Below are 22,043 nucleotides of genomic sequence, written 5' to 3' on the forward strand. Positions count from 1 at the left end.
CGAGGACAATGCATCAACTTCAAAACCTGATTTTGGAACTTTGGCCAGAGCTTCATGGCATAAGTCAGAGTATTCAAAAAACGCTGATCTTTCTCAAAAAGCCCCGTCTTACTTCAACTATTCATTCACTTTCTAATAAGTTAATTCTCTGGGCCTAAAGAATAATGTTTAGGCCCTGTGCATATAAATGAATCATTTTCTTGCCTAAGTTTATTAACATCGTTATGGTAACCGCCAATAATCTTCAACACATGTTTATCTTTAGGAGCGCACATGCCTAAATTGATTTCTTTTATTGGTCTGCTTTCAATGATCGGCGTTGCATTCTTATTAAGTAAAGATAAGAAGAATATTTGTTGGAGAACAGTTCTAAGTGGTGTGGCCCTGCAGCTTGTTCTTGGGCTTTTCATTCTAAAGACTGACATCGGTCGTACAATTTTCGAGGGAGCGAGAACAATTTTCACTGGCTTCTTAAATTATACAAATGAAGGATCACGTTTTATTTTTGGTGACCTTGTTGATTCCAAAAAGTTTGGATTTATTTTCTTCACAATGGTTCTGCCGACAATTCTTTTTATGAGCTCGTTTATGAGTATCTTATACCATATTGGAATCATGCAATGGGTGATCAAGATCACTGCCAAAGTTATGGTTAAAGTGATGGGAACTTCTGGAGCTGAATCTCTAGCGGCCGCGGCGAATATCTTTGCTGGGCAAACAGAAGCGCCACTAGTGATTAAACCTTTTATTGGGCGCATGACTCGCTCAGAGCTTCTTGCTCTTATGACTGGTGGTATGTCTACTGTGGCAGGGGGAGTACTCGCGGCCTACGTGAGTTTTGGAATTGATGCTGCTCACTTACTTGCAGCTTCAGTTATGTCTGCACCAGCGGCTTTAGTGTGTGCGAAATTGTTAATGCCAGAAAGTGAGGACTCAGTAACTAAGGGAACTGTTTCAATTCAAATTGAAAAGAATACGGCGAATTTAGTTGATGCTGCTGCAAGTGGTGCAAGTGAAGGTTTAAAACTTGCCCTTAACGTTGCGGCCATGCTTCTTTCATTTATTGCCCTTATCGCTCTTTTTAATGGGCTACTTGGATGGGCAGGTGGTCTCGCTGGCTACCCACAACTTAGTTTAGAATTAATTACAGGATATTTGTTTTCACCAGTTGCTTGGATCATGGGTGTCCCATGGGCCGATTGTATGACAGTAGGATCTCTCTTAGGGAAGAAGCTAATTCTTAATGAATTTGTCGCCTATTTGGATCTTGCTAAACATTTAAATGACCTATCACCACGCTCAGTTGTTATTTCAACTTATGCCCTATGCGGATTTGCAAATTTCAGTTCGATTGCAATTCAAGTAGGGGGGATTGGTGCCCTGGCCCCTGAACGCAGGAAAGACCTTGCTCTATTGGGAGTTCGCTCTCTAATAGGTGGTACTCTTGCCTGCTTGATGACAGCTTGTATAGCAGGTATCTTGATATAGAATACTTTTTTTAAGGAATACCTATGTCTAAAGATCTGATTATCAACCAAACACTCGGCGAGTGTCGTGCTGCTTTGCTTGAAAATGGGGAAATCGTTGATTATCTCATGGAAAGAAGCAGCGAAAATGGTGAGAACCATCCCCATGTGGGAAATATCTACAAAGGAAGAGTTCTTAGAGTTCTTCCAGGTATGCAGTCTGCATTTATTGATATTGGCTATGAAAAGGCCGCATTTCTCTATGTAGATGATGCCTACATTCCAACTCTTGATGAACAACGTGAAATGCAAGAAAAAGCAAAAATCCTCAAAGAAGAAGAGGATAAGAGAAAAGGGAAAGTAATCCCTGATGAACTCTCTACTTTTTCTGATGCTGTTGATATGCGTTTTCGTCCAGAACATGCAACGATTGAATCTTTCTTAAAAGAAGGTGATGAAGTTCTTGTTCAAGTTGCCAAAGAGCCAATCTCTACAAAAGGTCCTCGCGTTACCCGTCATATTACAATTGCTGGACGCCATGTTGTGTACATGCCATTTATTGAACACACTGGTGTTTCGAGAAGAATTGAGGATGATACAGAAAGAGAGCGTTTAAAAGAAATGCTTGATACGATTCGCCCGGAAGGTAAGGGGATGATCGCGAGAACTGTTGCTGAAGGACAGTCGTATAAAACTCTTAAAAATGATTACGATCTTCTTGTAAGAATTTGGAAAGAAGTTCTTAAAAAAGAGGGAAGTGTAAAAGCTCCGAGCCTATGTCATAACGATCTAAGTTTTATTCAAAGACTTCTTCGCGACATTACTGATGAGTCTATTAATAGCATCATCGTTGATTCAGTTGATAATTTTAAAGAACTTGATAAATTCATTACGAAGTACATGCCTAATCTAAAAGGTAAGGTTGTTCAGTATGAAGCTGAAGTTCCTCTTTTTGAAAAATATGGTGTGGACCTTGAAATTGAAAGGGCCCTTTCTAATAAAGTTTACTTGCGCTCTGGTGGATCATTAAATATTGATCAAACAGAAGCTCTTGTTTCGATTGACGTTAACACTGGTAAATTTGTTGGTAGAAAAACTCTTGAAGAAACGATTCTTAGAACAAACTTGGAAGCAGTTAAAGAGATTGCTTATCAACTGCGTTTAAGAAATTGTGGTGGTCTAATCATTATTGACTTTATCGATATGGAACAAGAAGAGCACAGAGAAATGGTCTACAACTCTCTTCTTGAAGCTCTTAAAAAAGATCGTGCCAAAACAAAAGTTCTTCCTATATCTGAACTTGGTCTTGTGGAAATGACGAGAAAAAGAACACGCGATACTCTAACAAGAGTAATGTGTGAGTCTTGTCCTTACTGTGAAGGAACAGGACAGGTTAAGACGACAATGACTGTTTGTTACGAGCTTGTAAGAGAGCTAACGAAAGTACTAAGAAAATCTTCTGGAAAGAAAGTCGCAATTTTTGCTCACCCTGAAGTGACAGCAAGACTTTGTGGAGAGGATCTTGATTTGATCGAGACTCTTGAAGAAGCGTTTGGAAAAACTTTACAGATTCGTTCTGAAAATAATTACCATATTGAGCAATACGAAATATTTCCACAATAAAACTATTGTTTTATTGTTCAAACTTTTATAAATCTCCTCTTAAGAAAAACATTTCTCGAGAGGGGACTTATGAAATATATCGCACTAATTACAGCACTATTTTCTTTTAACACAATGGCCGAAGTTGTATCGCCACTTGAATTCAAGTATCACGCTCATCACACTAAATTTTCATGTAAGAGCTTTAAGGCAGCTACTGAAACAGCTGACACATTTAAAAATATTGAAATGAAGTTTTCTCATCTTGGTGTGAATACGGATATGACTGAGGCGATTATCAATCTTATTTCAACGGATTCAAAAAACTGTGAATACCGCGCACATTATACAATTGATGCTGTGGCCGACACTTTGACTTTTGTCGATTCTCAAATTTTAGGCGATAATTGTTCTGAGCAAGGGGCAGTGCTTGATTCCGTAATGCGTGAAGGTTTCAGATATATTTCTAAATATTATTACTATTTTGCTCTTAAATTTGCTGCAGATTTTGAAAATTCTTGCCAGGCGTCGACTGGAAATTATTTGGTAGAATTTGAATTAGGAAAATAGTTTTTATTTCCTCGACCTTCTTTCAGAGGGTTAGCCCATTTAGGGCCTGTAAAAAGGGCCCTAAAAAAATGCCTCGGCCATTTACGAAAGCACCTTATTTTGCTAAAGTTCACGGACATTTACGATGATTAATACTCGCCAGGTCCATTGGGGATTTGGCCGTTAGTCCAGGAGGAATCTATGATTTATGAGTTGGCCCTAGTGGCTAAGTCGGAACTTGTTGACGAACAAGTTAAAGCACTTCAAGCAATGGTTACAGACGTAGTAACTGCTCACGATGGTGAAGTTCTTCTAACAGATGATTGGGGAGTTAAAAAATTCTCTCAACCAAACCAAAGAGGAATCAAAACTGGTCGTTACGTTTACTTCATGTTCAAAGCTAACAAAGACAACAACGTTGAGCTTAACAGAAGAATCGGGATCAATGAAAGCGTACTTAACTCACTTCTAGTTAAAGTTGCTGATAGCGAAGCTGAAGCTGAAACACTAGTTAAAAAGTACAAAACTCCATTCTCTAAGAAGTACAACGGTTCAATCGTTGACGATCTAGAAAATGAAGAAGGTGCTGAAGCTGGTGACAGAAGAAAATTCGCTAGAAGAAAGAACTGTTGGTTCTCTGCTAAGGGAATTACAGCTGATTGGAAAGATCCAAAGACTTTCAACTGGCTTCTAAATGAATTCGGTAAAATCTCTCCAGCAAGAGTTTCTGGTATTTCAAGAAAGCACCAAAGATTTGCTAACACAGCAATCAAGAGAGCTAGAAATATCGGTATCGTATCTTATGTAAGAGGACAATTCTTAGAATAAGATTGGTAACTAGGCATGACAAACGAAAACGGAGAATACAAACATTCTGAAAATGACAAAGGACGCTTTGTTGCTGGGGAACTTACCCTAGGCAAGCTTCTTTTCTTTTTAGTGTTGACCCTTGCTTTTAGTGGCTTTGGTCCGTTATCTCTATTTGCGCCAGTGCCAATGGCCTTTGCCTACATCCTATACGGAGCTTTAAAAACTTCTGTTGTTGGGATCGTTGTTGTGGGAGCTTTAATGGCCCTTGCAACTTTCTTTCCTGCGGCGGCTTTTTTAGGTTCTCAAGCGGGTGTCTTTTTTGTGGCGATGGTTTTTGGTTTCTTCGCTTCGCACGTTATTGCTAAAGGACAAAGACCTGTCCAAGGGTTATTAAGATCAGGCTTTATTATCCTTTCTGCTGTTCTTCTGCTTGTTGGAGGAGTGGCGATGGTGAGTGAAGTTCCTGTGACTGAACAACTCAATAGTGTTGTAACAAAAACTTTCGAGACAGCTCTTGAAAGTGAGAATGTAAAGTCGATGCTTGCTGCAGGTGGACCTGAAGCGAGAGTTTTAGAGATGACTTTAAAAAACCCAGCTGATGCCGTTAAGCTTATTCTTGATTGGTCATTCACTGCTGTTTTTGTAGGAATTTTCTTTACTCTTTGGCTGACTTTATTTTTAGTTTTTAGAAATACTTTTATTTGGAAAGATAGACATAACTATCCCTACAAACTTAAGGATTTTGTAAACTTCAGAACTCCAGACTATCTTATTTATCCACTTCTTGCGGGTATGGGATTGATTCTTGGAACGGAGTATATTGGTCCATGGGCAGAAGTAGTTGGATATAACGTAATTTACTCGCTTGGAGTTTTTTATTTCTTCCAAGGTTTTGGGTGCTACTTAGCGTTTCTTGATTTCTTAAGTATTAAAGGTTTTCTTAGAACTTTTCTTACAATGTTTACAATATTTATGGGGTTTAAAGTTGTGGCCCTAACTGGTGTTTTGGACTTGTTTTTTGATTTTAAAAACAAACTTAAAAAAAAAAGTAGAAATGAAGGAGATATAATATGAAAGTCATTCTTACTGAAAAAGTGAAGGCTCTAGGTAACGTTGGTGACGTAGTTAACGTTTCAGCTGGTTTTGCTAGAAACTTCCTTATCCCAAATGGTAATGCAGTTGTTGCTGATGAATCAAATAAGAAGCAACATGATCACACTCAAAAAATGCTAGCTAAAAAAGTAAGCGAAGAAAAAGCTACTGCTGAAGCTACTGCTAAAAAACTTGGAGCTATCAAGCTTGAACTTATCAAAAAAGTTGGAGCTAACGGTAAGCTTTTCGGTTCAATCACTACTGCTGAGCTTTCAAAAGAACTTGAAACTCAAGGCGTAGAAATTGAAAGAAGAGTACTTGTTCTTGATAACCCAATCAAAGCTGTTGGTTCTTACACTGTTAAAGCTAAGCTTTTCACAGGTGTAGAAACTAAGTTCACAGTTGAAGTTAAGCAAGACCCAACTCAAATTGCTGAACTAAAAGCAAAAGCTGAAGAAGCACAAGCTCAAAAAGAAGCTGCTGCTGCGGCCGCTGCTCTTGCACAAGCTGAAGGTTCTGAAGAAGTTGACGCAAACAAAGAACTTTCTGAAGAAGAGAAGCTTAAGCAAGAAGCAAACAGAATCCTTAGAGGTTAATCTCAAAGTATTTTCGTTTCATGCGATAAATAAAGGGCCTGGAAGTTTTCCAGGCCTTTTTTTTGTGGTATAAAGTTCTACCACACCATCATTTCAAGGGGAGTTCATGAACGCACCAATACGCGAATTACCACACGATCTTTTAGCTGAAAAATCGCTATTAGGATGTCTTATCATTGATGGAAACAACTATGATGAGATTAGTGACTTGAAATTGAAAAAAGAAGATTTCTATCATCCTGGTTATGGAATTATTTTTGATGCAATTTGCGACCTTGCAATTAGCAACAAGCCCATCGATTATATCACTCTATGTTCGGCCCTTACTGATCGCGGAAAACTTGAAGAAGTTGGTGGAAACTCTGCTATTTTAGAAATTATTGAAGAGCAAATTTCTGCGGCCAATATTTATCACTACGGTAAAGTTGTAAAAGATAAATCATCATTAAGGGAAATCGTAAGAACTGCGATGCGCGTATCTGAAATGGGTATTAGCTATACTGGAAAAGTAGAAGACTTTATCCAAGATGTAGAGTCGAGCTTTTTTAAACTAACAAATGAGGCCAAGACTTCTGGTATCGTGAAGCTTAACTCTTGTTTGAAAGAAAACTTAAAAGAGATGGAAGATACTTCGAGAAGACCAGGTGAAGTTCAAGGTATCCCAACGGGTTACCCGAAGCTAGATGAGCTTCTTCTTGGAATGCAGCCTGGTCAGCTTATTATCCTTGCTGCCCGTCCTGCCATGGGGAAGACGGCCCTCGCTCTAAATATCGCACAGAATGCTTGTTCTCTAACTAGACTTCCTGTCGTGATCTTCTCGCTAGAGATGCTTTCAAAAGAGCTTTCAATGCGTCTTCTTACTCAGAAGGCCAAGGTTGACTCTAAACGTATCCGTCAGAAAAATTTCATGGACACAGACCTTCGTTCAATTGGACGAGCTGTAAAAGAACTTCAAGAGTTCCCGATTTATATTAACGACAATGGGGGTATCAACCTTCTTGATATTCAATCTCAATGTCGTAAAATCAAAGCGGAAGAGGGAATCGGTATGATTGTTATCGACTACCTTCAGCTAATGACTCCGCATACGAAAACAACTTCTCGTGAACAGCAGATCTCGGAAATGTCACGTGGACTTAAGGCCCTTGCCAAAGAACTTGAGTGTCCAGTGATCGCTCTGTCTCAGCTTAACCGTGGAGTTGAATCAAGACCAAATAAAAGACCAAACACATCTGACCTTCGTGAATCTGGGGCCATCGAGCAGGATGCGGATATTGTAATGTTCGTTTATCGTGATGAGTACTACCACCCTGACACAAAAGAGCCAGGTGTTGCCGAAGTTATCATCGGTAAAAACCGTGCCGGTTCAGTAGGAACTGCAAAGCTTGCCTTCGTTGGGGCGCACACAAGCTTTGAGAACCTTTCTCATTCTGAAGGCCTACCAGCTCAGTAATTGGGATGAACGTTTCACAACTGCACTCAATTTTTTATCTCGGCAATAAGTGGATGTTTCTCGAAGGCCCAGTGCGGGCCTTTGCCTATTATAGAAATTATCGCATTGATTTAAAGACAGGGTTACAAGAAGATTACGACATTGGTGCCTGGCTGGCCGAGATGAAGGTTCTTAAACTCACGACAAATTCAAAAAGAGTTATGCATCTTTGCTATGAACTCGGAGAACTTTTTGAATTAGGAAGTGTTTCTGATCACTGTTTGCTTGGAATTGATATTGAGTACGAAAGAGAAATCATTGTAAAAGATTTCAAAATTAGTGAACGATCTTCATTGGCACTAAAAGAAGAGTTTAGCGTTTCTAAAAAAGACTATACGAAGGCCTTTAAGCAGGTTCAGAAGCATTTAGTAAATGGAGATTGCTATCAGGTTAATTTAACATTTCCATTTGACTACAGGTTCAATGACGATGCTAAGGTTTTAGATTTTTATATGAGCTTTTGGTCGCAAAAACAAAAGCTCTCTCCTTATGCCCACTCAACTTACATTCCGTGCTTGAATAAACTTCTTCTCAGTAATTCGCCTGAGTGTTTGTTTCAAGCGAAGGAAAAAGAAGAGCATATTAATCTATGGACGATGCCTATTAAAGGAAGTGTTGAGAGGCCCAAAAATTGGAAGAGGGGTTGGCAAAAGCTTTTGAATTCAAAAAAAGATCGAGGTGAGTTGTATATGATCACAGATCTTTTAAGAAACGATCTTTCACGCATTAGTGACCCTTACTCTGTTGTGCGCATTAAGAGGGCCCCTTTACTGGTTCCAGGAATTGTTCATCAGTTTTCTCTCATTGATGTAAATCTTTCTAAAGCGACTTCTTTGTATGAAGTTTTAAAAGCACTTTTTCCAGGGGGGAGTATTACCGGTGCTCCTAAGAAAAGTGTTATGGAAATCATAAAGGAAGTGGAGCTTAGAGAGCGATCTTTCTACACTGGCTCAACGATATTTTTAAATAATAAAATAAAGGCCGCTTCTATCAATATTCGAACGATGATTGTGGACTTTGAAAACAAAAAAGCCAGCTATGGAGCTGGCGGCGGCGTTACTCTTTTAAGCAAAAGCGATTCTGAATTCGATGAAATGAAAATGAAAGTTCAGAGTTTTCTTAATGTCTTGAGAAATTCTTAAGATAATTCAAATAGTTATAAAATAACATCTCAATATTTTAGTGATTTCAGTTAATTGTGAGTAATTTAGTCCACTTTCTAATAATTTCTTACAATTCATTATTATGGGCCCTATTAGTTTGACATTAAGTTTTGCAAGTCGATATGATTTTTTGGCGCACAGAGAGGAAATCAGAAAGTGGCGCAATTTGCACAAGATAGTGCAAGGCTGAAATAAGACAAGGGAGTGTAATATGTCAGCTACTAAGGTAATCGATCAGGATGGAACGGTTGGGAAAGAGATGGTGGACTTCGGGACGCTTTCAGAGTTAACAGGTTTTCCAGTGGATTTTATTAAACAAGAGCTTTTGCTAGAAGATGGCCCTGTATCTATGGATGATCTTCGCTCATCTATGCTTAAGTATCTTGACGCTACAATGGGTGTTGCATAATTTTGTTTTGACCTATTAAGCGAAACATAGGAATTGTTTCACATTAGTGCTTAATATATAGAGGGATCGCCTTGTGCGATCCCTTTTCATTTTGAAGGGACTCGTTATGAAGCTATTACTTGGATTAAGTCTTTTATCTTTTAGTTCATTGGCCGCAATTAAAGTTGGTGTTTATGAGGGTGCTGATCCTGATAAAGGGGGAAAGTGCCAAATGGAAGTATTAAAAATTGACCATGGGACTTATAGGTCATCCGTAATTAATAGAACAATTCGCGCTGAGATTAAAGGGATCACCTATTCTTTGCGCTATAAAGAGCTCTTTCACTTCGATAAAGCATTTTTAGAGTTTGATAATACCTTTGTCAGCGACACTGTACAGATAGGCCACGAGCTTTATTCGGCCCGTATCGACTTCGATCCTGCAACGAATCACACAACACCATATTCCTTTACAACTCACACCAGAGAGGGTGAACTAGTAAGATGTCAAAAATTGACATTTATTAAAGACTACTAGTCGTTTGCTAAAACGAGGATATGAATATGAGAGCACTTTTATTTCTAATTTTGACCGGATTACTTTCAAGCTGTGTCTTTAAGGATTTAAAAGAGCTTTATTCTGAAGAAGAAGTTATTGCACGTTATGCCTCTTATGAGAGCGGCTCTCGTTTCATTACAATTGATAATAAAAAAATCCACTATCGAATGGAGGGACAAGGGCCAGCTTTGGTTCTTGTTCACGGGACCATAGACTCCCTTCATACGTGGGACCTGCTAATGCCGACTTTAAAGCAGCATTTTAAAGTCTTTCGTTTTGATATTCCAGGCTTTGGGTTGTCTGATCCATTTGACGAAATCCCTTCTGACCAAGTTGTCGAAGAGTCTGTTGTATTTATGGATAAGCTTTTTAAAATGATGAAGCTTGAAAAGTTTTCAATGATGGGCAACTCTCTTGGTGGCCTTCTCACTTGGTACTACGCTTATCACCATCCTGAAAAAGTTGAAAAGGTTGTTCTCCTAGATAGTGCTGCCTATGCTCAAGACTTTCCTTGGATATTTGATGCGAGCAATCCCATCTATAAATTTGTGGTTTCTATGGGGGGAAAGTATTTCGGTGAAGACTTTATTAGATTGTTTGGTAACAAAATTCCAGGTGTAGTAGGAGAGTCAACACATCCTAAGTTTGTTAAAGAGCAGCTAAGAAGAATCGGCATGATGTTCCAATCTGAAGGTAATGTCGAAAGTTATATGAACCTCTTAGAAGTCGAATCAAATTATGATTTCAGACACGCGAGTGTCATCTCTAAAATCAAGGCGCCTATGTTCATTATCTATGGGGCCAATGATAAAGTGATTCCTCCGAGCATTCAATTGCCTCGTTTTGTCCAGGATAGGCCCAATGATCGATACTATGTTTTCCCAGAAGGTGCGCACGTTCCTCATTGGGAAAACCCACACGATTTACTAAAGCTTATTGTTCCATATTTCGTATCTAAATAGATAAAAAAAAATGATCTAGATCAATGCTCTTTTTCGCCTTAGAGAGATACTTGTATTAGGAAGTCATCTCAAGGAGGCGAAGATGAGAAAAATGCTAATTAAAATGAAGTTACTCGGTGTGCTTGTCACGGGGATTTGTTCTTTTAACGTGAAGGCAAGTTCGAAGTCATCATGGATTTATTTCGACCTTGGCGATACGGTTATTAATACCAAGGCCAAAACCGGGTTTAAGTATTTTGATGGCACAAAAGAGTATATTGAGCGTCTTAAAGACCGTGGATATAAAGTCGGGATCATTTCAAATATCCCTGAACAATTTGGAATGGACTACGATGAAAAACTTAAAACGCTAAAGGAATATATTGCTAAAAATTGGACTGATGATAAAGATTTCGATTGGACGCAATTTGATGAAGTTTTTCTGCCGCTTAATAACTCAGAGTTAAAGCCTGCAGATATTCTGTATATGAAGGCCATGGAAAGAGCAGATTATTGTCCGATGGCCTATGTTTCAGAAAATATCGTTGAGGTTGAAAAGGCAAGCTCAATGGGTATTGCCGGCCACTTATTCGTCGATAGCACGAGCGATGGTTATGTGGCCGTAGATGAAATTGACGATTTTCTTGAGACTCATTATACAAATTCAATTCCAGAGAACTGTCTCTAGAAAAATCGAAAGGTGTCACATTGTCTAACGACGATGTGACACTATTTCAAATTTTTAAGTGCATTCAACAGAGTTTCATCTTGTTTGGCAAAACAAAAGCGCACAATTCTTTTTCCTTCATCTGACTTTAGGTAAAATGCAGATGTTGGAATTACAGCAACTTTATTTTCTACGATAAGTTTCTTGCAATAATCCACGTCATTTTCACCTTCAGGCAACATGACCAGAGCAAAGTACGTCCCCGCAGGATTTAGAACGTTGAGACCAGCATCTTTTAGACCATTCACAAGAAGGTCGCGCTTTCTTTTGTACTCGCTTTTAAATTCGATGATATATTCATCCATTTTTTCTAAAGCACGTGCCATGGCCACTTGCAAGGGGTGAGCAACACAAAACACATTGAATTGGTGAACTTTGTGAATGGCCGAGATGATTGTTTCGCTAGAGCAAACCCAACCAATTTTCCAACCTGTAAGGCCAAAAGTTTTTCCTGTTGATGAAATTGTAATTGTTCTCTCTTTCATATTCTCAAGAGTGGCCGTTGGAATATGGGCCTTCTCAAATGTTAGAAACTCGTAAACTTCATCACTCATAACATAGAGGTCGTTTTCACAAGCAAACTGACAAAGCTCAGAGAGTTCGCTCTTGTCATACACTTTACCTGAAGGATTATGAGGATTGTTGATAATGAGCATTTTAGTCTTATCAGTAAGCGCTTCTTTGATTTCATTGATATCGTAAGTGAAATTCGGTGCTTTAAGTGTCACTGGCACTATTTTAGCCCCTGCAAGTTCAATGGCGGCCAGATATGAGTCGTAAAATGGCTCAAGCACAATAACTTCATCACCGGGGTTTAGGAGAGCAAGACAGGCACAGAAAATCGCTTCTGTGGCCCCGTTAGTAACGAGAATTTCAGAGCTTGCGCTATAATCGAGATGATATAATTTCTTATAATTAGCAGAGATTGCTTCTCTAAGAGAGAGAATTCCCATTGAAGGTGCATATTGATTCTTTCCAAGGTGACCTTCATCTAAGGCCTCTTTTGCAAGATTGATAACCCATTTTGGCCCATCAAAATCTGGAAAGCCCTGAGAGAGGTTGATCGCCTTATTTTCGATGGCCATTTTTGTCATAGTTGAGAAAATGGACTCTTTAAAATTGCTCACAACATGATTCATTGACTTCATAACTTTTCCTAAAAATTTCTGCTTGTTGGCCTATCTTTACTACATACTCGTGGCCAAAAAAAGGTTTTTTTTCTATAGATTGTAAAACACATAATACAGCACAGGGGGAATCTATGTCATTTATTACAAGTGCGCTAGACCACGAAGAAATGAAGAAGCTTGCAGGTCTCGTTCGTGTCATGAATACAATGGGCCATAATCCGGCCACCAGCGGTAACTATTCACTCAGATCTAAAACTAACGCAAAAATGGCCTTAGTGTCAGAGTCTGGTATCGATAAGAGTAAGTTTACTGTGGACCACTTTTTGCCTGTAAATTATGAAACTCGCATTCCTGACGAGAGTGTTACACTTGCTGGTCGTAAATCTTCAGATGAGACGGATATTCACTTATCAATTTATCAAGCGACTAAGGCCAATTGTGTTCTTCACTCGCATATGCTGGATTCTCTGTTATTTGCTGATTTATTTCCAGGAAAAGATCACGCAATATTATCTGGCCTAGAACTTCTAAAAGGTTTTAAAGGAATCAAAACTCACGAAGTCGAAATTAAAATTCCATGTTTTGAAAATACCCAAGATATCTACAATCTTTCTTTGCAAGTTATTCCACTTATCGAAGATAACAAAGGTTGTTACGGTCTTCTTTTGCGTGGTCACGGTATTTATGTTTGGGGTGAATCAGTTGAAGAGGCGAAAAGACACCTTGAAGTTTTTGAATATCTGTTTAAATATTACTTAAACACACACAAATTGAAATAGGGGATTAGATCATGGCAAAACTCTATATTGCAAATGAAGATAAAACGATAACTGATTTCAATGAAATTAAAAGTATCTTAGGGACTCATAACATAATGATCGATCAGTGGGCCGCGAACACGAAGCTTTCTGATGATGCTGATCAAGAAACAATTCTCAAGGCCTATGAACATGAACTGAAGCCTTATATGGAAAAAAATGGTTATGAAACTGCAGATGTTATTAATGTAACCCCTGCTACTCCAAATTTAGAGGCCATTCGCGAAAAATTCATGAAAGAGCACACTCATAGTGAAGATGAAATTCGCTTTTTCGTAGATGGTGAAGGTTTATTTTGGTTTCATTTAGACAATGGTGAAGTTTTAGGTGTGACATGTAATGCAGGTGATTTCATGGCGGTGCCTAAAAATTATAAGCATTGGTTTGATCTTGCTCCAAAATATTTTGTTAAGGCCATACGTATCTTTTCTAATATGGAAGGATGGGTTCCGCACTATACGGGATCTGGCGTAGATGCGAGATATAATCCATGAAATTTGTCTTAATGGATGTTGAAGGGACAACGACATCAATTAGTTTTGTCCATGAAGTACTTTTTCCATTCTCTAGAGAGAGAATGGAGAGTTTTGTTACACACAATATTTCTCAAAAAGAAGTTCGCGAATCACTGGATCTTGTAAAAGCAGACGCTAAAAAAGAAGGTCTTGGAGAACTTGGAGATAAGCAAGCGGTTCTTCTTTTATTGAAATGGATTAAAGAAGATCGCAAGCACTTTGCTCTTAAAACATTACAAGGTTTGATTTGGGAAGAGGGATACAAAAGTGGAGAAATCAAAGGTCATGTTTATGAGGACGTTCTTCCTTGTTTTAAAATATGGTCAGAGAAAGGGTTGGCCCTCGGAATCTATTCTTCAGGTTCAGTAAAGGCCCAACATTTGATTTTTGAATACTCTACGAGTGGGAATCTTCGCCCTTATTTAAAGGCCCATTTTGATACATTGGTTGGTCATAAAAGAGAAGTTCAATCGTATTTGAATATCGCAAAAGAACTTGGACTTAATCCAAATGAGATTCTTTTTCTTTCGGATATAAAAGAAGAACTTGATGCGGCCAAGGACGCAGGGATGATGACAACTCAACTTGTAAGAGATGAGAATGTGGTTAGAGGCTCACACGCTGTCATTGGCCAATTTGGTGAGCTAAGTATTTAAATTCATGTGAAATACTCCGAATAATGTTTGGGTAGGTACGATTTTGTTTGGCAAGACAAACAAAAATTCGTATCTATCTTGCAACGAAATAAACATTACGAGGAGAATATTTTGAAGAATGTTATATTGATTCTATCTGCTTTAGTAAGCACTTTATCTTTTGGTGAAACAAAAAAAATCACACTTTATTCAGTATATGAGGGAAAGGATTTAGCTCCTATTTTTAAACCATTCATTGATGCCACAGGTATTCAAATTGAAGTTGTTGACGGAAAGAGCAATGATCTTATCAAAAAGCTTGAACAAGAAGGTGAGAACACTGTTGCCGATCTTCATTTAGATAAAGATCTTATTTATTTCTCAAAGGGCCTAAAGAAAGATCTGTATCAGCCACTTAATTCCAATGTTGTAACGGCAAATGTTCCTGCAAATTTTGTAGAGCTTAATCAAAATTGGACGACAATTTTTTATCGTTCACGTGTGATTATGTATAACAAAAACAAAGTCGATCCTTCTGAACTTTCAACTTATGAAGATCTTGCTAGTGATAAGTGGAAAGGGCGTCTATGTGTTAGAACATCTAAAAATAGCTACAATGAAGCACTAACTGCATATTTTATTCACCACTTTGGCGAAGCAAAAACTCTTGAACTTCTAAAAGGGCTAGTAGCAAACTTCGCAGTAGAACCTATGGCCAACGATCGTGCTGTAATCAGTGCAGTTGCTGAAGGGGTTTGTGATGTTGGTATTGCAAATTCATACTACCTCCCTCCATTCATCGTAAACGATGCAAACTTTGCAACAAGACCATTTTTTCCGAATCAAGGAACAACTGGTGCACACGTTAACGGTGTTGGTATTGCACTAACTAAGCACTCGAAAAATGTTAAAGAAGCAAAAATGTTAGTAGAATACTTACTGACAAAAGATATTCAGACTCCTGTTGCTGAATATTTCTTCCAATACCCAGTTAATGCTGAAGCTAATATGCATGACATTCTAAAGAGTTTTGGCCCTTTCGAAGTTGATCAAACTACTGTTGGTGAGATTGGTGCTCATGCTCAAAGAGCTGTAGAACTGATGAATGAAGCAGATTACAAATAAGCTTTTTAATGTGCCACTTTCTTTAGAAGTGGCACTTCTTTTTTAGAAAGAACTTTTTCCAGTAAGTGTTGTGAATTCTTCAAGAACTTTCATACCAAATAAAGAATTTCCTTTTTCATTCAAAGCAGGCGACCAAACACAAATAGAATAGTTGTTTGCAAGTGCAGCTACGATGGCGCCACCAACACCACTTTTACAGGGAAGACCAATTCGATAGGCCACTTCACCAACGTTATCATAAGTTCCACAACTCATCATTAAAGCATTGATCCTCTTGGTGTGACGAGAATTTGTTACAACATTTCCTTTGATATCGAGCCCACCATTACATAGAAAATAAAAAGCGCGGGCCAAATCAGTTGAGCTCATCATGATTGAGCACATTTTAAAATAGGTATCAAGTACAAGGTCTACATCACAGTGAATATTGTTATAGCTTTTCATAAAGTAGGCGAGGGCATAATTTCTATGGCCCGTTGATTTCTCACTTTGATAAATATTTTCATCGAAATTAATAGAATCATTTCCGGCCAGTGTTTGGATGAATGATAAAATTTTAGCGAAAGCATCTTTGCCATATTTTTCACAAAGAATATCAGTTGTAACAATCGCTCCGGCATTGATGAATGGATTTCTTGGAATCCCTTGCTCATATTCAAGTTGAACTAGAGAATTAAAGGCCATTCCAGAAGGTTCCTTATTTGTCCTTAGCCATAGCTTGTCGTCGAGTTCATTAAGGGCAAGCGTAAGTGAAAAAAGCTTCGAGACACTTTGAATCGAAAATAGTTTATCTTTTTCACCAAACTCAAAAGTTTCAAGAGATGAGTGGCATATAATGGCCGCACTAAATTGCTTAGGTTCAACTTTTGATAACTCGGGGATATAGGTTGCCACATGGCCTTGACCTAATAGGTGTTTTGCCAGTTCGATACTCTCTTGAAGTTGTTTTTTCATAGTAAACTCTAACTCTTTGAAATATGGTCTTTTGTTATAACAAAATGTTATAGCATTCATAACTTAAATGGTCTTTATTTGGTCGTCTGATTTTTATATCTTTGCACCAACAAAAACAAAGCTTGTGGAGATCATTATGAACAAAGAGATTTTACTATCAACGATTTTATTAGCAAACCCTGTAATGAGTATGGGAGCACAAAGAGTATCTGAAGTGAAAGACCTTAAGGCAAAGGTTGACCGTAAGCTCTTAGATAGTGAATTCATTTCAGTACCCATTGAAATGGATGAGTGGAAGTATGATGAGGCCGGAAACTACTTTAAAGAAAGAGTGATGAAAAAGGTGAGTCTTGCTTTTGTTAAAAGAACAACTCTACCGACAATTTGGTCAATGGAAACTGGAATTGAAGATTTTTATGCTGATTACGAAGTTGTCGTAACTTTGAAAAAGCACTCTGAAAACTCTGAAGACTCTGGTGTTGATGAGTTTTACTATGCAAAAAAATCAGGAAAAAACAGATACAAAATTTATGATTGTCAGTCGACTTCAAGTTGTCAAAGGGATGTCGTCATTGATGTTGAAATTGTAGAATCTTCTAAAGGAAAAATTTTAAGAGTTATTTCAAGCGATCTTACTAATTATAACGAAGAAGCATTGTTTGCAATGTTGATGAAAAACCCCATTTTATTAGAAACAAATGATAAATAAGACTTCAGAAGAAATTTTAGAATTTCTTTCGGACTTCTCCTACAAAGACGATGAGGATTATCTTACTCTTTGTAGGGAGGTCCTCTCCCTCCAAAAAGAAACACAGCTTAGTACCAAAGCTCTCCAGAAGATGACGGATTATAGAATTATCTCTTCATCAACATTATGGAGTAATCGCTCTCACTTAGAACATTGGGATAGTGCAAATAAAGAAGTTTTCAATTTGATACAGTCTAATAACTCGATAAACCATACCAGTGCTAAAAAACTGAATTTTCTTTTAACAAATAATGAAAATAACGAAAGAGTTGATGAAATCTTTGCTGGACCTTGGAAGTATTTAGAGTTCGAATTTCTTTCACTTGCAAAAGAGCGTTTTGAAAATGAAGTGTTAACACTTTCTGACCCCATTCAAAAGGCCATTGAAGTCTATATTTGGCTCATAAATTTACATCCATTTAAAGACGGAAATGGCAGGACTGCAAGGCTAAGTGCTGATCTTTTATTGTTGCAATCTGGTCTGTTGCCCTTGTGTTTCAATTCTAATATATCAAGTTTTGTGGGAAATCTTATAGGTGCTCAAAAAGTCTCAAAGAAAGTCTGTGTCTTGAGGACTCTTGATGCAATTAAAAGACCTTATGAAATTGTTAGGGGTGGGTAATTTTTCTAGATTGATATAATTAACAATAAAAATTTGTTATAGATAACGAATGGAAACCAACCTTAATTATCTTGTTTCTTTCCTTGAACTGGCCCGTACCTTGAACTTTTCAAAGGCCGCTAAAAATTTACAAATGGCCCAGCCGGGTCTTTCGCGCCAAATAAAACAATTAGAAGAGTCTATTGGAGTCTCTTTATTTAGAAGAGATAATAAAAGAGTCGTACTAACAGCAGAAGGCGAATCATTTTATAATAATATTTCATCTGCAATGAATGACATTACTGAATCAATTCAAAGTATTCGTGATCATGCAGATAATAAATCGGGAAGAATTATTGTTGGCTGTCCATTGGAGTTTGGTGAACTTGTAATGGCCCCATTGTGTTCTAAGTTTAATCAGGAATATCCCGATATCCAGCTCTCGTTAAAGTTTTGTGCGATGAATGAAGTTCCAAAATTATTATTAGAGGGAAAGGTCGATTTTGGAGTAGGGCTTAAACCGCTAGATCAGGATAATATTAGAAGTTATAAATTCATTGAGCAGAATTCTTACTTGCTCTCAGCAAACAAAAATCAAAAATTTGATCTTAAAGTCGAAGAAATGGAATTTGCCGGATACAGTGAAAATGATCCATTAATAGGAAATTTTGTTAAAAAGCATATTGCGAAGACGAGTAAGTTTAAATACAAATTAAAATTTATGGCCAATTCTCATAGCGCTTTAGTCGGCTATTTAGAAAATAATCCTGGTGTTTATGGTGTTCTCCCTTTTCTTTCTAGACCAGTAATTGAGGCCATGGAAAGAAAATCCTTGTATCAAGTTGGGAGTAAGACTCTACTCTCAAGCCTATTCCTATTGACGAGCGTTGAAGATACGATGCCTGCTCGCAAAAAACTTTTTAAAACATTTCTGCTAAAAGAAATAGAGAGTTTTAAAAAGACGAAGTGATTTCATCCTTTATTATAATAGGCCAAGTAGTTAAAAAAACCTAAAGTCGCTTTCCAAGTATCCGATATGACAAATGAACAGGGATATTTTAAAGGATACAAGGAAGTCGATATGGATATTTCTACAATCATTGGTTTTGTCGTTGCAATCGCTGCACTTCTAGGTTCGATGCTTACAGGTGGTGGACTAGGGCAGTTTATTGACGTTCCATCAGTGCTCGTAGTTTTTGGTGGTCTGATTGGGGTTACCTTTGTAAAGTGGCCAATGGATACCGTAAAAGCTGTTGCGACAGTTGGTTTGAAATCTCTGAAATTTGAACCAGTGGATCCTTTAAAGACTATTGAACAAATGAGTGAGTATGCAAACCTTGCACGTTCACAATCAATTTTCGCACTTGAAGAAGAAGCAAAAAAAGACGCAGCTAAAAATAATGCCTTTTTAAGAACTGCTCTTATTCTTGCGGCCGACAATAAGCCAGTTGAAGAAATTGAAAAAGTATTAAAAATTGAAATTGAATCTCTCGAGTCGCGCCACAAAACGGGACAAGATCTTTTTGGTGGTATGGCCGAAGATGGTCCAGCGATGGGAATGCTTGGGACACTAATTGGACTTGTAATCATGCTTAACAACATGAGTGATCCCGGTTCAATTGGTCCTGCCATGGCGGTTGCCCTTTTGACGACTTACTATGGTGCGGTTGTGGCCAACATCTTTTGTAACCCTATTAAAAATAAAATTTCAATTCGCTCAGCTGAAGAAGTTGCGAATATGAATATTATTATGGCCGGTATCATTGGTATTGTTTCTGGTCAGAACCCTAAATCGATTAAATCAGCACTCGCTTCATTCTTGCCTCCGTCGCAAAGACCTGAAGACGATATGTAATAGTAATTTACTTTCAAGGAAGAGGTAATTTATGGCAGAAGAAGGCGTAAACCAAGCAGAAGGCGGCGGTGGAAGTGATGACGTTAAATGTCCTCCATGTAAACCGGGATTACCGGGGTGGATGGCGACATTTTCGGATCTGGTAACACTGCTCCTTACATTTTTCGTTCTCCTTCTTTCAATGGCCAAAACGGAAACATCAAAATATGAAGCGGCCCTAGGCTCTATTCGTAATGCATTTGGTGGAAACGTTTTGAAGCAAGGTGAAGTTATTCAACCAGGAAAATCTCCTGATGACTTTCCTACGATGATGGAATCAAGCGAGACTATTAAACCATTTCCAATTGAATTTCTAACGATGGAAGGAATTTTAGATAAACATGAAATCAATCGTGAATCAGATGAAGTTCTGCAAGATATGAAAAAAGATCTTAAAGAATATGAACTTTCTGACTCAGTTGATGTATTTGAACAGTCTGAAGGAATAAAAGTTTCTGTTAAAGATAAAATCTATTTTAAAGAAGGTTCAATTGAAATAGAGGCCAGTCGTGTCGCAACTGATGTTTACGAAAGAGTGGTAAAGCTTCTTCGTAACGAAAAGTGGACAATCTTTGTTCTAGGTCACGCTTCGAGGGGAGAAGTTGCTAAGGGAAGCACGGCTGACTCTTGGGAGCTATCGGCGCAAAGGGCCAAGGCGGTAACAAAGTCTTTAATCAGACGTGGAGTTATGCCAGATAGAATCACAACTACTTTCTTTGGTGATTCTAGACCTGTGATTCGTCCAGGTAGATCAGAAGCTGAAAATGAAGCGGATAGCCGTCGTGTTGAATTTATTATTAGAAAAACTGACTTACAATCTGAAGGTCATAAAGTAGAATCACACTGATGAAAGAAACGGAAATTTGTTTTCTAAATAATTCTAAGACACTTGAAGAGCTCCTGAAAACGGAGCTCTTTTTATCTCGTTCATTTATAAAAAAATATCTTACGAAAAAACAATTATCTTTAATTCCAAAAAAAGGGCAATCAATTAGACTGCCTATAGAGTTGTTAAACCATCGTTTGGTTAATCCTGTTTATACAAATAGCGATATTCCTATTCTCTTTGAAGATGATAAATTTTTGGTTTTTAATAAACCGGCCCATGTCCATGGCCACCCACTTAGCTATGATGAAACAGACACAGTTTTGAACTTCTCAAGAAGTTATCTCAATTCTCTTTTTCTTGGACTACCATCAAGTAATCAAGAGCGCGGTCTACTATATCGCTTAGATGAAGTGACAAGCGGCGTACTTATTTATGTAAAGGATGAGAAAGTTCATGAAAAGTTAAGGGGTGAGTTCTCATCATGTGTGAAAGAGAAGGTTTATCTTGCTATTGTCCATGGAGAAATTGCTGAGCACGGAGAGATTCGCCACTTCTTTCAATCTGCTGGAGAGAGAGGAAGAAGAAGAGTTCTCTCTGAATCTGGTGAAGGGGAGTTTGGAGAGTTGCGCTTTGAGAGATTAAAATACATTGAACAAAAGAAGATTTCTGTTGTGAAGGTTTATTTAAAACAAGGTGTGCGCCATCAAATTAGAGCACAACTGGCCGCCATCCATCATCCCATCCTTGGAGATGAGCTTTATGGAGGAGAGAAATCTGAACGTGTTTTCTTACATGCTTTAAAATATTCATTTGATTTTGAAGGAAGGCCACAAACTTTTGTGGCCACGAATGCTGATCTATTTGACGATTTCTTGGACCTTAACACTTGCATATAAGTGGTCCATTATGAACTTCTCTGACTTGAGAGTCCTAAATTTTGCTATATCCTTTCCCATTGTTGCCGCATTTATTTTGATCTGTGCCTGAGTAAGGGTCAAGGTTACAGCATCAGTTCTTTCGATATTATCGGAAGGAGAATTCTTTGCGATGAAAATGAGGGAATTGGCCAACTCTCTATAAACGGCCATTTTTAGCGCGTTCTTTTCTTTTACGAGTTTTGAAGCATCAATTGTTGAATTAATATCAACATGAAGATTGTTTCCATCACATTTGGTTGCCCAATTCGCTGGAATCCTTTTATTAAGCATTACAAGAGTTGCCTTACAAGAGGTCGGGGTCAATCTTTCTGCCCTTTGCCCAAAAAAGCCCTTCTCTCTAAGCCCGCTTAAAAAGATAAACATGAACAATATGCCCACAACTAAAACAGGATTTTTCATAAGTGATTTCGGTATCATGGCCCTATTATCTCATATTTTGGAAAAAAAAACATTAAAGGGAAGGGGTTGCTT

Annotated in this window: 25 protein-coding genes; 22 read left to right on the forward strand and 3 right to left on the reverse strand. The window is 38.0% G+C overall.

Annotated features, from left to right (window positions below):
- Positions 1 to 273 precede the first annotated feature (273 nt).
- The 12 genes from M899_RS01895 (at position 274) to M899_RS01950 (ending at position 11,346) form a co-directional block, all read left to right on the forward strand.
- The gene (locus M899_RS01895; RefSeq protein ID WP_021269729.1) at positions 274 to 1,488 is read left to right on the forward strand and encodes a NupC/NupG family nucleoside CNT transporter; all 1,215 of its coding nucleotides are present in this window, start codon (positions 274 to 276) and stop codon (positions 1,486 to 1,488) included.
- A 23-nt stretch (positions 1,489 to 1,511) separates the two neighbouring features.
- Positions 1,512 to 3,089, forward strand: a complete 1,578-nt coding sequence (locus tag M899_RS01900) for an Rne/Rng family ribonuclease (RefSeq protein WP_021269730.1) — start codon at positions 1,512 to 1,514, stop codon at positions 3,087 to 3,089.
- 69 nt (positions 3,090 to 3,158) lie between these two features.
- Positions 3,159 to 3,638, forward strand: coding sequence for a hypothetical protein (locus tag M899_RS01905; RefSeq protein ID WP_021269712.1), 480 nt, complete (start codon positions 3,159 to 3,161; stop codon positions 3,636 to 3,638).
- Between the two features lie 180 nt (positions 3,639 to 3,818).
- On the forward strand, positions 3,819 to 4,445 hold the full coding sequence (gene rpsR, locus M899_RS18170) for a 30S ribosomal protein S18 (RefSeq protein WP_021269725.1): 627 nt from the start codon (positions 3,819 to 3,821) through the stop codon (positions 4,443 to 4,445).
- Positions 4,446 to 4,460: 15 nt separating this feature from the next.
- The gene (locus M899_RS01915; protein WP_021269737.1) at positions 4,461 to 5,501 is read left to right on the forward strand and encodes a DUF2232 domain-containing protein; all 1,041 of its coding nucleotides are present in this window, start codon (positions 4,461 to 4,463) and stop codon (positions 5,499 to 5,501) included.
- Positions 5,498 to 6,115 carry a 50S ribosomal protein L9 gene (rplI, locus tag M899_RS01920; RefSeq protein ID WP_021269722.1) on the forward strand — a complete coding sequence of 206 codons (618 nt, stop codon included), beginning with the start codon at positions 5,498 to 5,500 and terminating at the stop codon, positions 6,113 to 6,115. The genes M899_RS01915 and rplI overlap by 4 nt, the downstream gene beginning before the upstream one ends.
- Positions 6,116 to 6,221: 106 nt before the next feature.
- The gene (dnaB, locus tag M899_RS01925) at positions 6,222 to 7,568 is read left to right on the forward strand and encodes a replicative DNA helicase (RefSeq protein ID WP_021269720.1); all 1,347 of its coding nucleotides are present in this window, start codon (positions 6,222 to 6,224) and stop codon (positions 7,566 to 7,568) included.
- 5 nt (positions 7,569 to 7,573) lie between these two features.
- Positions 7,574 to 8,749 carry a chorismate-binding protein gene (locus tag M899_RS17385; RefSeq protein ID WP_021269736.1) on the forward strand — a complete coding sequence of 392 codons (1,176 nt, stop codon included), beginning with the start codon at positions 7,574 to 7,576 and terminating at the stop codon, positions 8,747 to 8,749.
- Between the two features lie 232 nt (positions 8,750 to 8,981).
- Positions 8,982 to 9,179, forward strand: a complete 198-nt coding sequence (locus tag M899_RS01935; protein WP_021269728.1) for a hypothetical protein — start codon at positions 8,982 to 8,984, stop codon at positions 9,177 to 9,179.
- 106 nt (positions 9,180 to 9,285) lie between these two features.
- Positions 9,286 to 9,696 carry a hypothetical protein gene (locus tag M899_RS01940; protein ID WP_021269741.1) on the forward strand — a complete coding sequence of 137 codons (411 nt, stop codon included), beginning with the start codon at positions 9,286 to 9,288 and terminating at the stop codon, positions 9,694 to 9,696.
- Between the two features lie 26 nt (positions 9,697 to 9,722).
- Positions 9,723 to 10,679 carry an alpha/beta fold hydrolase gene (locus M899_RS17390; protein ID WP_021269724.1) on the forward strand — a complete coding sequence of 319 codons (957 nt, stop codon included), beginning with the start codon at positions 9,723 to 9,725 and terminating at the stop codon, positions 10,677 to 10,679.
- 82 nt (positions 10,680 to 10,761) lie between these two features.
- Complete coding sequence (locus M899_RS01950; protein WP_021269714.1) at positions 10,762 to 11,346, forward strand: HAD hydrolase-like protein; 585 nt, start codon at positions 10,762 to 10,764, stop codon at positions 11,344 to 11,346.
- Positions 11,347 to 11,387: 41 nt separating this feature from the next.
- On the opposite strand, the gene M899_RS01955 is transcribed toward M899_RS01950, so the two are convergent.
- The gene (locus tag M899_RS01955; protein WP_021269710.1) at positions 11,388 to 12,533 is read right to left on the reverse strand and encodes a pyridoxal phosphate-dependent aminotransferase; all 1,146 of its coding nucleotides are present in this window, start codon (positions 12,531 to 12,533) and stop codon (positions 11,388 to 11,390) included.
- Positions 12,534 to 12,646: 113 nt separating this feature from the next.
- Between M899_RS01955 and mtnB the strand changes: the two genes are divergently transcribed.
- The 4 genes from mtnB (at position 12,647) to M899_RS01975 (ending at position 15,608) form a co-directional block, all read left to right on the forward strand.
- Positions 12,647 to 13,294 (forward strand): methylthioribulose 1-phosphate dehydratase, encoded by a 648-nt coding sequence (gene mtnB / locus M899_RS01960; RefSeq protein WP_021269739.1) that lies wholly within the window; start codon positions 12,647 to 12,649, stop codon positions 13,292 to 13,294.
- A gap of 11 nt (positions 13,295 to 13,305) precedes the next feature.
- Entirely contained in the window at positions 13,306 to 13,827 is a 522-nt protein-coding gene (locus tag M899_RS01965) for a 1,2-dihydroxy-3-keto-5-methylthiopentene dioxygenase (RefSeq protein ID WP_021269706.1), read from the forward strand.
- Positions 13,824 to 14,504 carry an acireductone synthase gene (gene mtnC, locus M899_RS01970; protein ID WP_034727414.1) on the forward strand — a complete coding sequence of 227 codons (681 nt, stop codon included), beginning with the start codon at positions 13,824 to 13,826 and terminating at the stop codon, positions 14,502 to 14,504. The genes M899_RS01965 and mtnC overlap by 4 nt, the downstream gene beginning before the upstream one ends.
- Positions 14,505 to 14,615: 111 nt before the next feature.
- Positions 14,616 to 15,608: an extracellular solute-binding protein gene (locus M899_RS01975; RefSeq protein WP_021269708.1), complete on the forward strand. Its 993-nt coding sequence runs from the start codon at positions 14,616 to 14,618 to the stop codon at positions 15,606 to 15,608.
- A gap of 42 nt (positions 15,609 to 15,650) precedes the next feature.
- Here the strand turns inward: M899_RS01975 and M899_RS01980 are convergent, their stop codons facing one another.
- Positions 15,651 to 16,562, reverse strand: coding sequence for a glutaminase (locus M899_RS01980; protein ID WP_034727416.1), 912 nt, complete (start codon positions 16,560 to 16,562; stop codon positions 15,651 to 15,653).
- A 136-nt stretch (positions 16,563 to 16,698) separates the two neighbouring features.
- On the opposite strand from M899_RS01980, the gene M899_RS01985 reads away from it, so the two are divergent.
- From M899_RS01985 to M899_RS02010, 6 genes are all read left to right on the forward strand, one after another.
- Positions 16,699 to 17,271 carry a hypothetical protein gene (locus tag M899_RS01985; protein WP_034727419.1) on the forward strand — a complete coding sequence of 191 codons (573 nt, stop codon included), beginning with the start codon at positions 16,699 to 16,701 and terminating at the stop codon, positions 17,269 to 17,271.
- Positions 17,261 to 17,932: a Fic family protein gene (locus M899_RS01990; RefSeq protein WP_021269732.1), complete on the forward strand. Its 672-nt coding sequence runs from the start codon at positions 17,261 to 17,263 to the stop codon at positions 17,930 to 17,932. Before M899_RS01985 ends, M899_RS01990 begins: the two co-directional genes overlap by 11 nt.
- Positions 17,933 to 17,981: 49 nt before the next feature.
- The gene (locus M899_RS01995) at positions 17,982 to 18,881 is read left to right on the forward strand and encodes a LysR family transcriptional regulator (RefSeq protein WP_021269711.1); all 900 of its coding nucleotides are present in this window, start codon (positions 17,982 to 17,984) and stop codon (positions 18,879 to 18,881) included.
- 111 nt (positions 18,882 to 18,992) lie between these two features.
- Positions 18,993 to 19,766 (forward strand): motility protein A, encoded by a 774-nt coding sequence (locus M899_RS02000; RefSeq protein ID WP_021269717.1) that lies wholly within the window; start codon positions 18,993 to 18,995, stop codon positions 19,764 to 19,766.
- A 31-nt stretch (positions 19,767 to 19,797) separates the two neighbouring features.
- Positions 19,798 to 20,652 carry an OmpA/MotB family protein gene (locus M899_RS17395; protein ID WP_021269716.1) on the forward strand — a complete coding sequence of 285 codons (855 nt, stop codon included), beginning with the start codon at positions 19,798 to 19,800 and terminating at the stop codon, positions 20,650 to 20,652.
- Positions 20,652 to 21,530: an RluA family pseudouridine synthase gene (locus tag M899_RS02010; protein ID WP_021269713.1), complete on the forward strand. Its 879-nt coding sequence runs from the start codon at positions 20,652 to 20,654 to the stop codon at positions 21,528 to 21,530. Before M899_RS17395 ends, M899_RS02010 begins: the two co-directional genes overlap by 1 nt.
- On the opposite strand, the gene M899_RS02015 is transcribed toward M899_RS02010, so the two are convergent.
- Positions 21,492 to 21,989, reverse strand: a complete 498-nt coding sequence (locus M899_RS02015) for a hypothetical protein (protein WP_155897038.1) — start codon at positions 21,987 to 21,989, stop codon at positions 21,492 to 21,494. The genes M899_RS02010 and M899_RS02015 overlap by 39 nt on opposite strands.
- Positions 21,990 to 22,043: the final 54 nt, after the last annotated feature.

Origin of the sequence: Bacteriovorax sp. BSW11_IV (assembly GCF_000447755.1) — a bacterium.
Lineage (GTDB): Bacteria > Bdellovibrionota > Bacteriovoracia > Bacteriovoracales > Bacteriovoracaceae > BSW11-IV.

What these genes read in the sequence shown, in the direction of transcription:
- dnaB (WP_021269720.1), top strand. Translation starts at nt 6,222, where the DNA reads ATGAACGCACCAATACGCGAATTACCACACGATCTTTTAGCTGAAAAA.
- rpsR (WP_021269725.1), top strand. Translation starts at nt 3,819, where the DNA reads ATGATTTATGAGTTGGCCCTAGTGGCTAAGTCGGAACTTGTTGACGAA.
- M899_RS01905 (WP_021269712.1), top strand. Translation starts at nt 3,159, where the DNA reads ATGAAATATATCGCACTAATTACAGCACTATTTTCTTTTAACACAATG.
- M899_RS01940 (WP_021269741.1), top strand. Translation starts at nt 9,286, where the DNA reads ATGAAGCTATTACTTGGATTAAGTCTTTTATCTTTTAGTTCATTGGCC.
- M899_RS02015 (WP_155897038.1), bottom strand. Translation starts at nt 21,989, where the DNA reads ATGATACCGAAATCACTTATGAAAAATCCTGTTTTAGTTGTGGGCATA.
- M899_RS02000 (WP_021269717.1), top strand. Translation starts at nt 18,993, where the DNA reads ATGGATATTTCTACAATCATTGGTTTTGTCGTTGCAATCGCTGCACTT.
- M899_RS01935 (WP_021269728.1), top strand. Translation starts at nt 8,982, where the DNA reads ATGTCAGCTACTAAGGTAATCGATCAGGATGGAACGGTTGGGAAAGAG.
- M899_RS17385 (WP_021269736.1), top strand. Translation starts at nt 7,574, where the DNA reads ATGAACGTTTCACAACTGCACTCAATTTTTTATCTCGGCAATAAGTGG.
- M899_RS01915 (WP_021269737.1), top strand. Translation starts at nt 4,461, where the DNA reads ATGACAAACGAAAACGGAGAATACAAACATTCTGAAAATGACAAAGGA.
- M899_RS01990 (WP_021269732.1), top strand. Translation starts at nt 17,261, where the DNA reads ATGATAAATAAGACTTCAGAAGAAATTTTAGAATTTCTTTCGGACTTC.
- M899_RS01900 (WP_021269730.1), top strand. Translation starts at nt 1,512, where the DNA reads ATGTCTAAAGATCTGATTATCAACCAAACACTCGGCGAGTGTCGTGCT.
- rplI (WP_021269722.1), top strand. Translation starts at nt 5,498, where the DNA reads ATGAAAGTCATTCTTACTGAAAAAGTGAAGGCTCTAGGTAACGTTGGT.
- M899_RS01980 (WP_034727416.1), bottom strand. Translation starts at nt 16,562, where the DNA reads ATGAAAAAACAACTTCAAGAGAGTATCGAACTGGCAAAACACCTATTA.
- M899_RS01955 (WP_021269710.1), bottom strand. Translation starts at nt 12,533, where the DNA reads ATGAAGTCAATGAATCATGTTGTGAGCAATTTTAAAGAGTCCATTTTC.
- mtnC (WP_034727414.1), top strand. Translation starts at nt 13,824, where the DNA reads ATGAAATTTGTCTTAATGGATGTTGAAGGGACAACGACATCAATTAGT.
- M899_RS17390 (WP_021269724.1), top strand. Translation starts at nt 9,723, where the DNA reads ATGAGAGCACTTTTATTTCTAATTTTGACCGGATTACTTTCAAGCTGT.
- mtnB (WP_021269739.1), top strand. Translation starts at nt 12,647, where the DNA reads ATGTCATTTATTACAAGTGCGCTAGACCACGAAGAAATGAAGAAGCTT.
- M899_RS01895 (WP_021269729.1), top strand. Translation starts at nt 274, where the DNA reads ATGCCTAAATTGATTTCTTTTATTGGTCTGCTTTCAATGATCGGCGTT.
- M899_RS02010 (WP_021269713.1), top strand. Translation starts at nt 20,652, where the DNA reads ATGAAAGAAACGGAAATTTGTTTTCTAAATAATTCTAAGACACTTGAA.
- M899_RS01950 (WP_021269714.1), top strand. Translation starts at nt 10,762, where the DNA reads ATGAGAAAAATGCTAATTAAAATGAAGTTACTCGGTGTGCTTGTCACG.
- M899_RS17395 (WP_021269716.1), top strand. Translation starts at nt 19,798, where the DNA reads ATGGCAGAAGAAGGCGTAAACCAAGCAGAAGGCGGCGGTGGAAGTGAT.
- M899_RS01985 (WP_034727419.1), top strand. Translation starts at nt 16,699, where the DNA reads ATGAACAAAGAGATTTTACTATCAACGATTTTATTAGCAAACCCTGTA.
- M899_RS01965 (WP_021269706.1), top strand. Translation starts at nt 13,306, where the DNA reads ATGGCAAAACTCTATATTGCAAATGAAGATAAAACGATAACTGATTTC.
- M899_RS01995 (WP_021269711.1), top strand. Translation starts at nt 17,982, where the DNA reads ATGGAAACCAACCTTAATTATCTTGTTTCTTTCCTTGAACTGGCCCGT.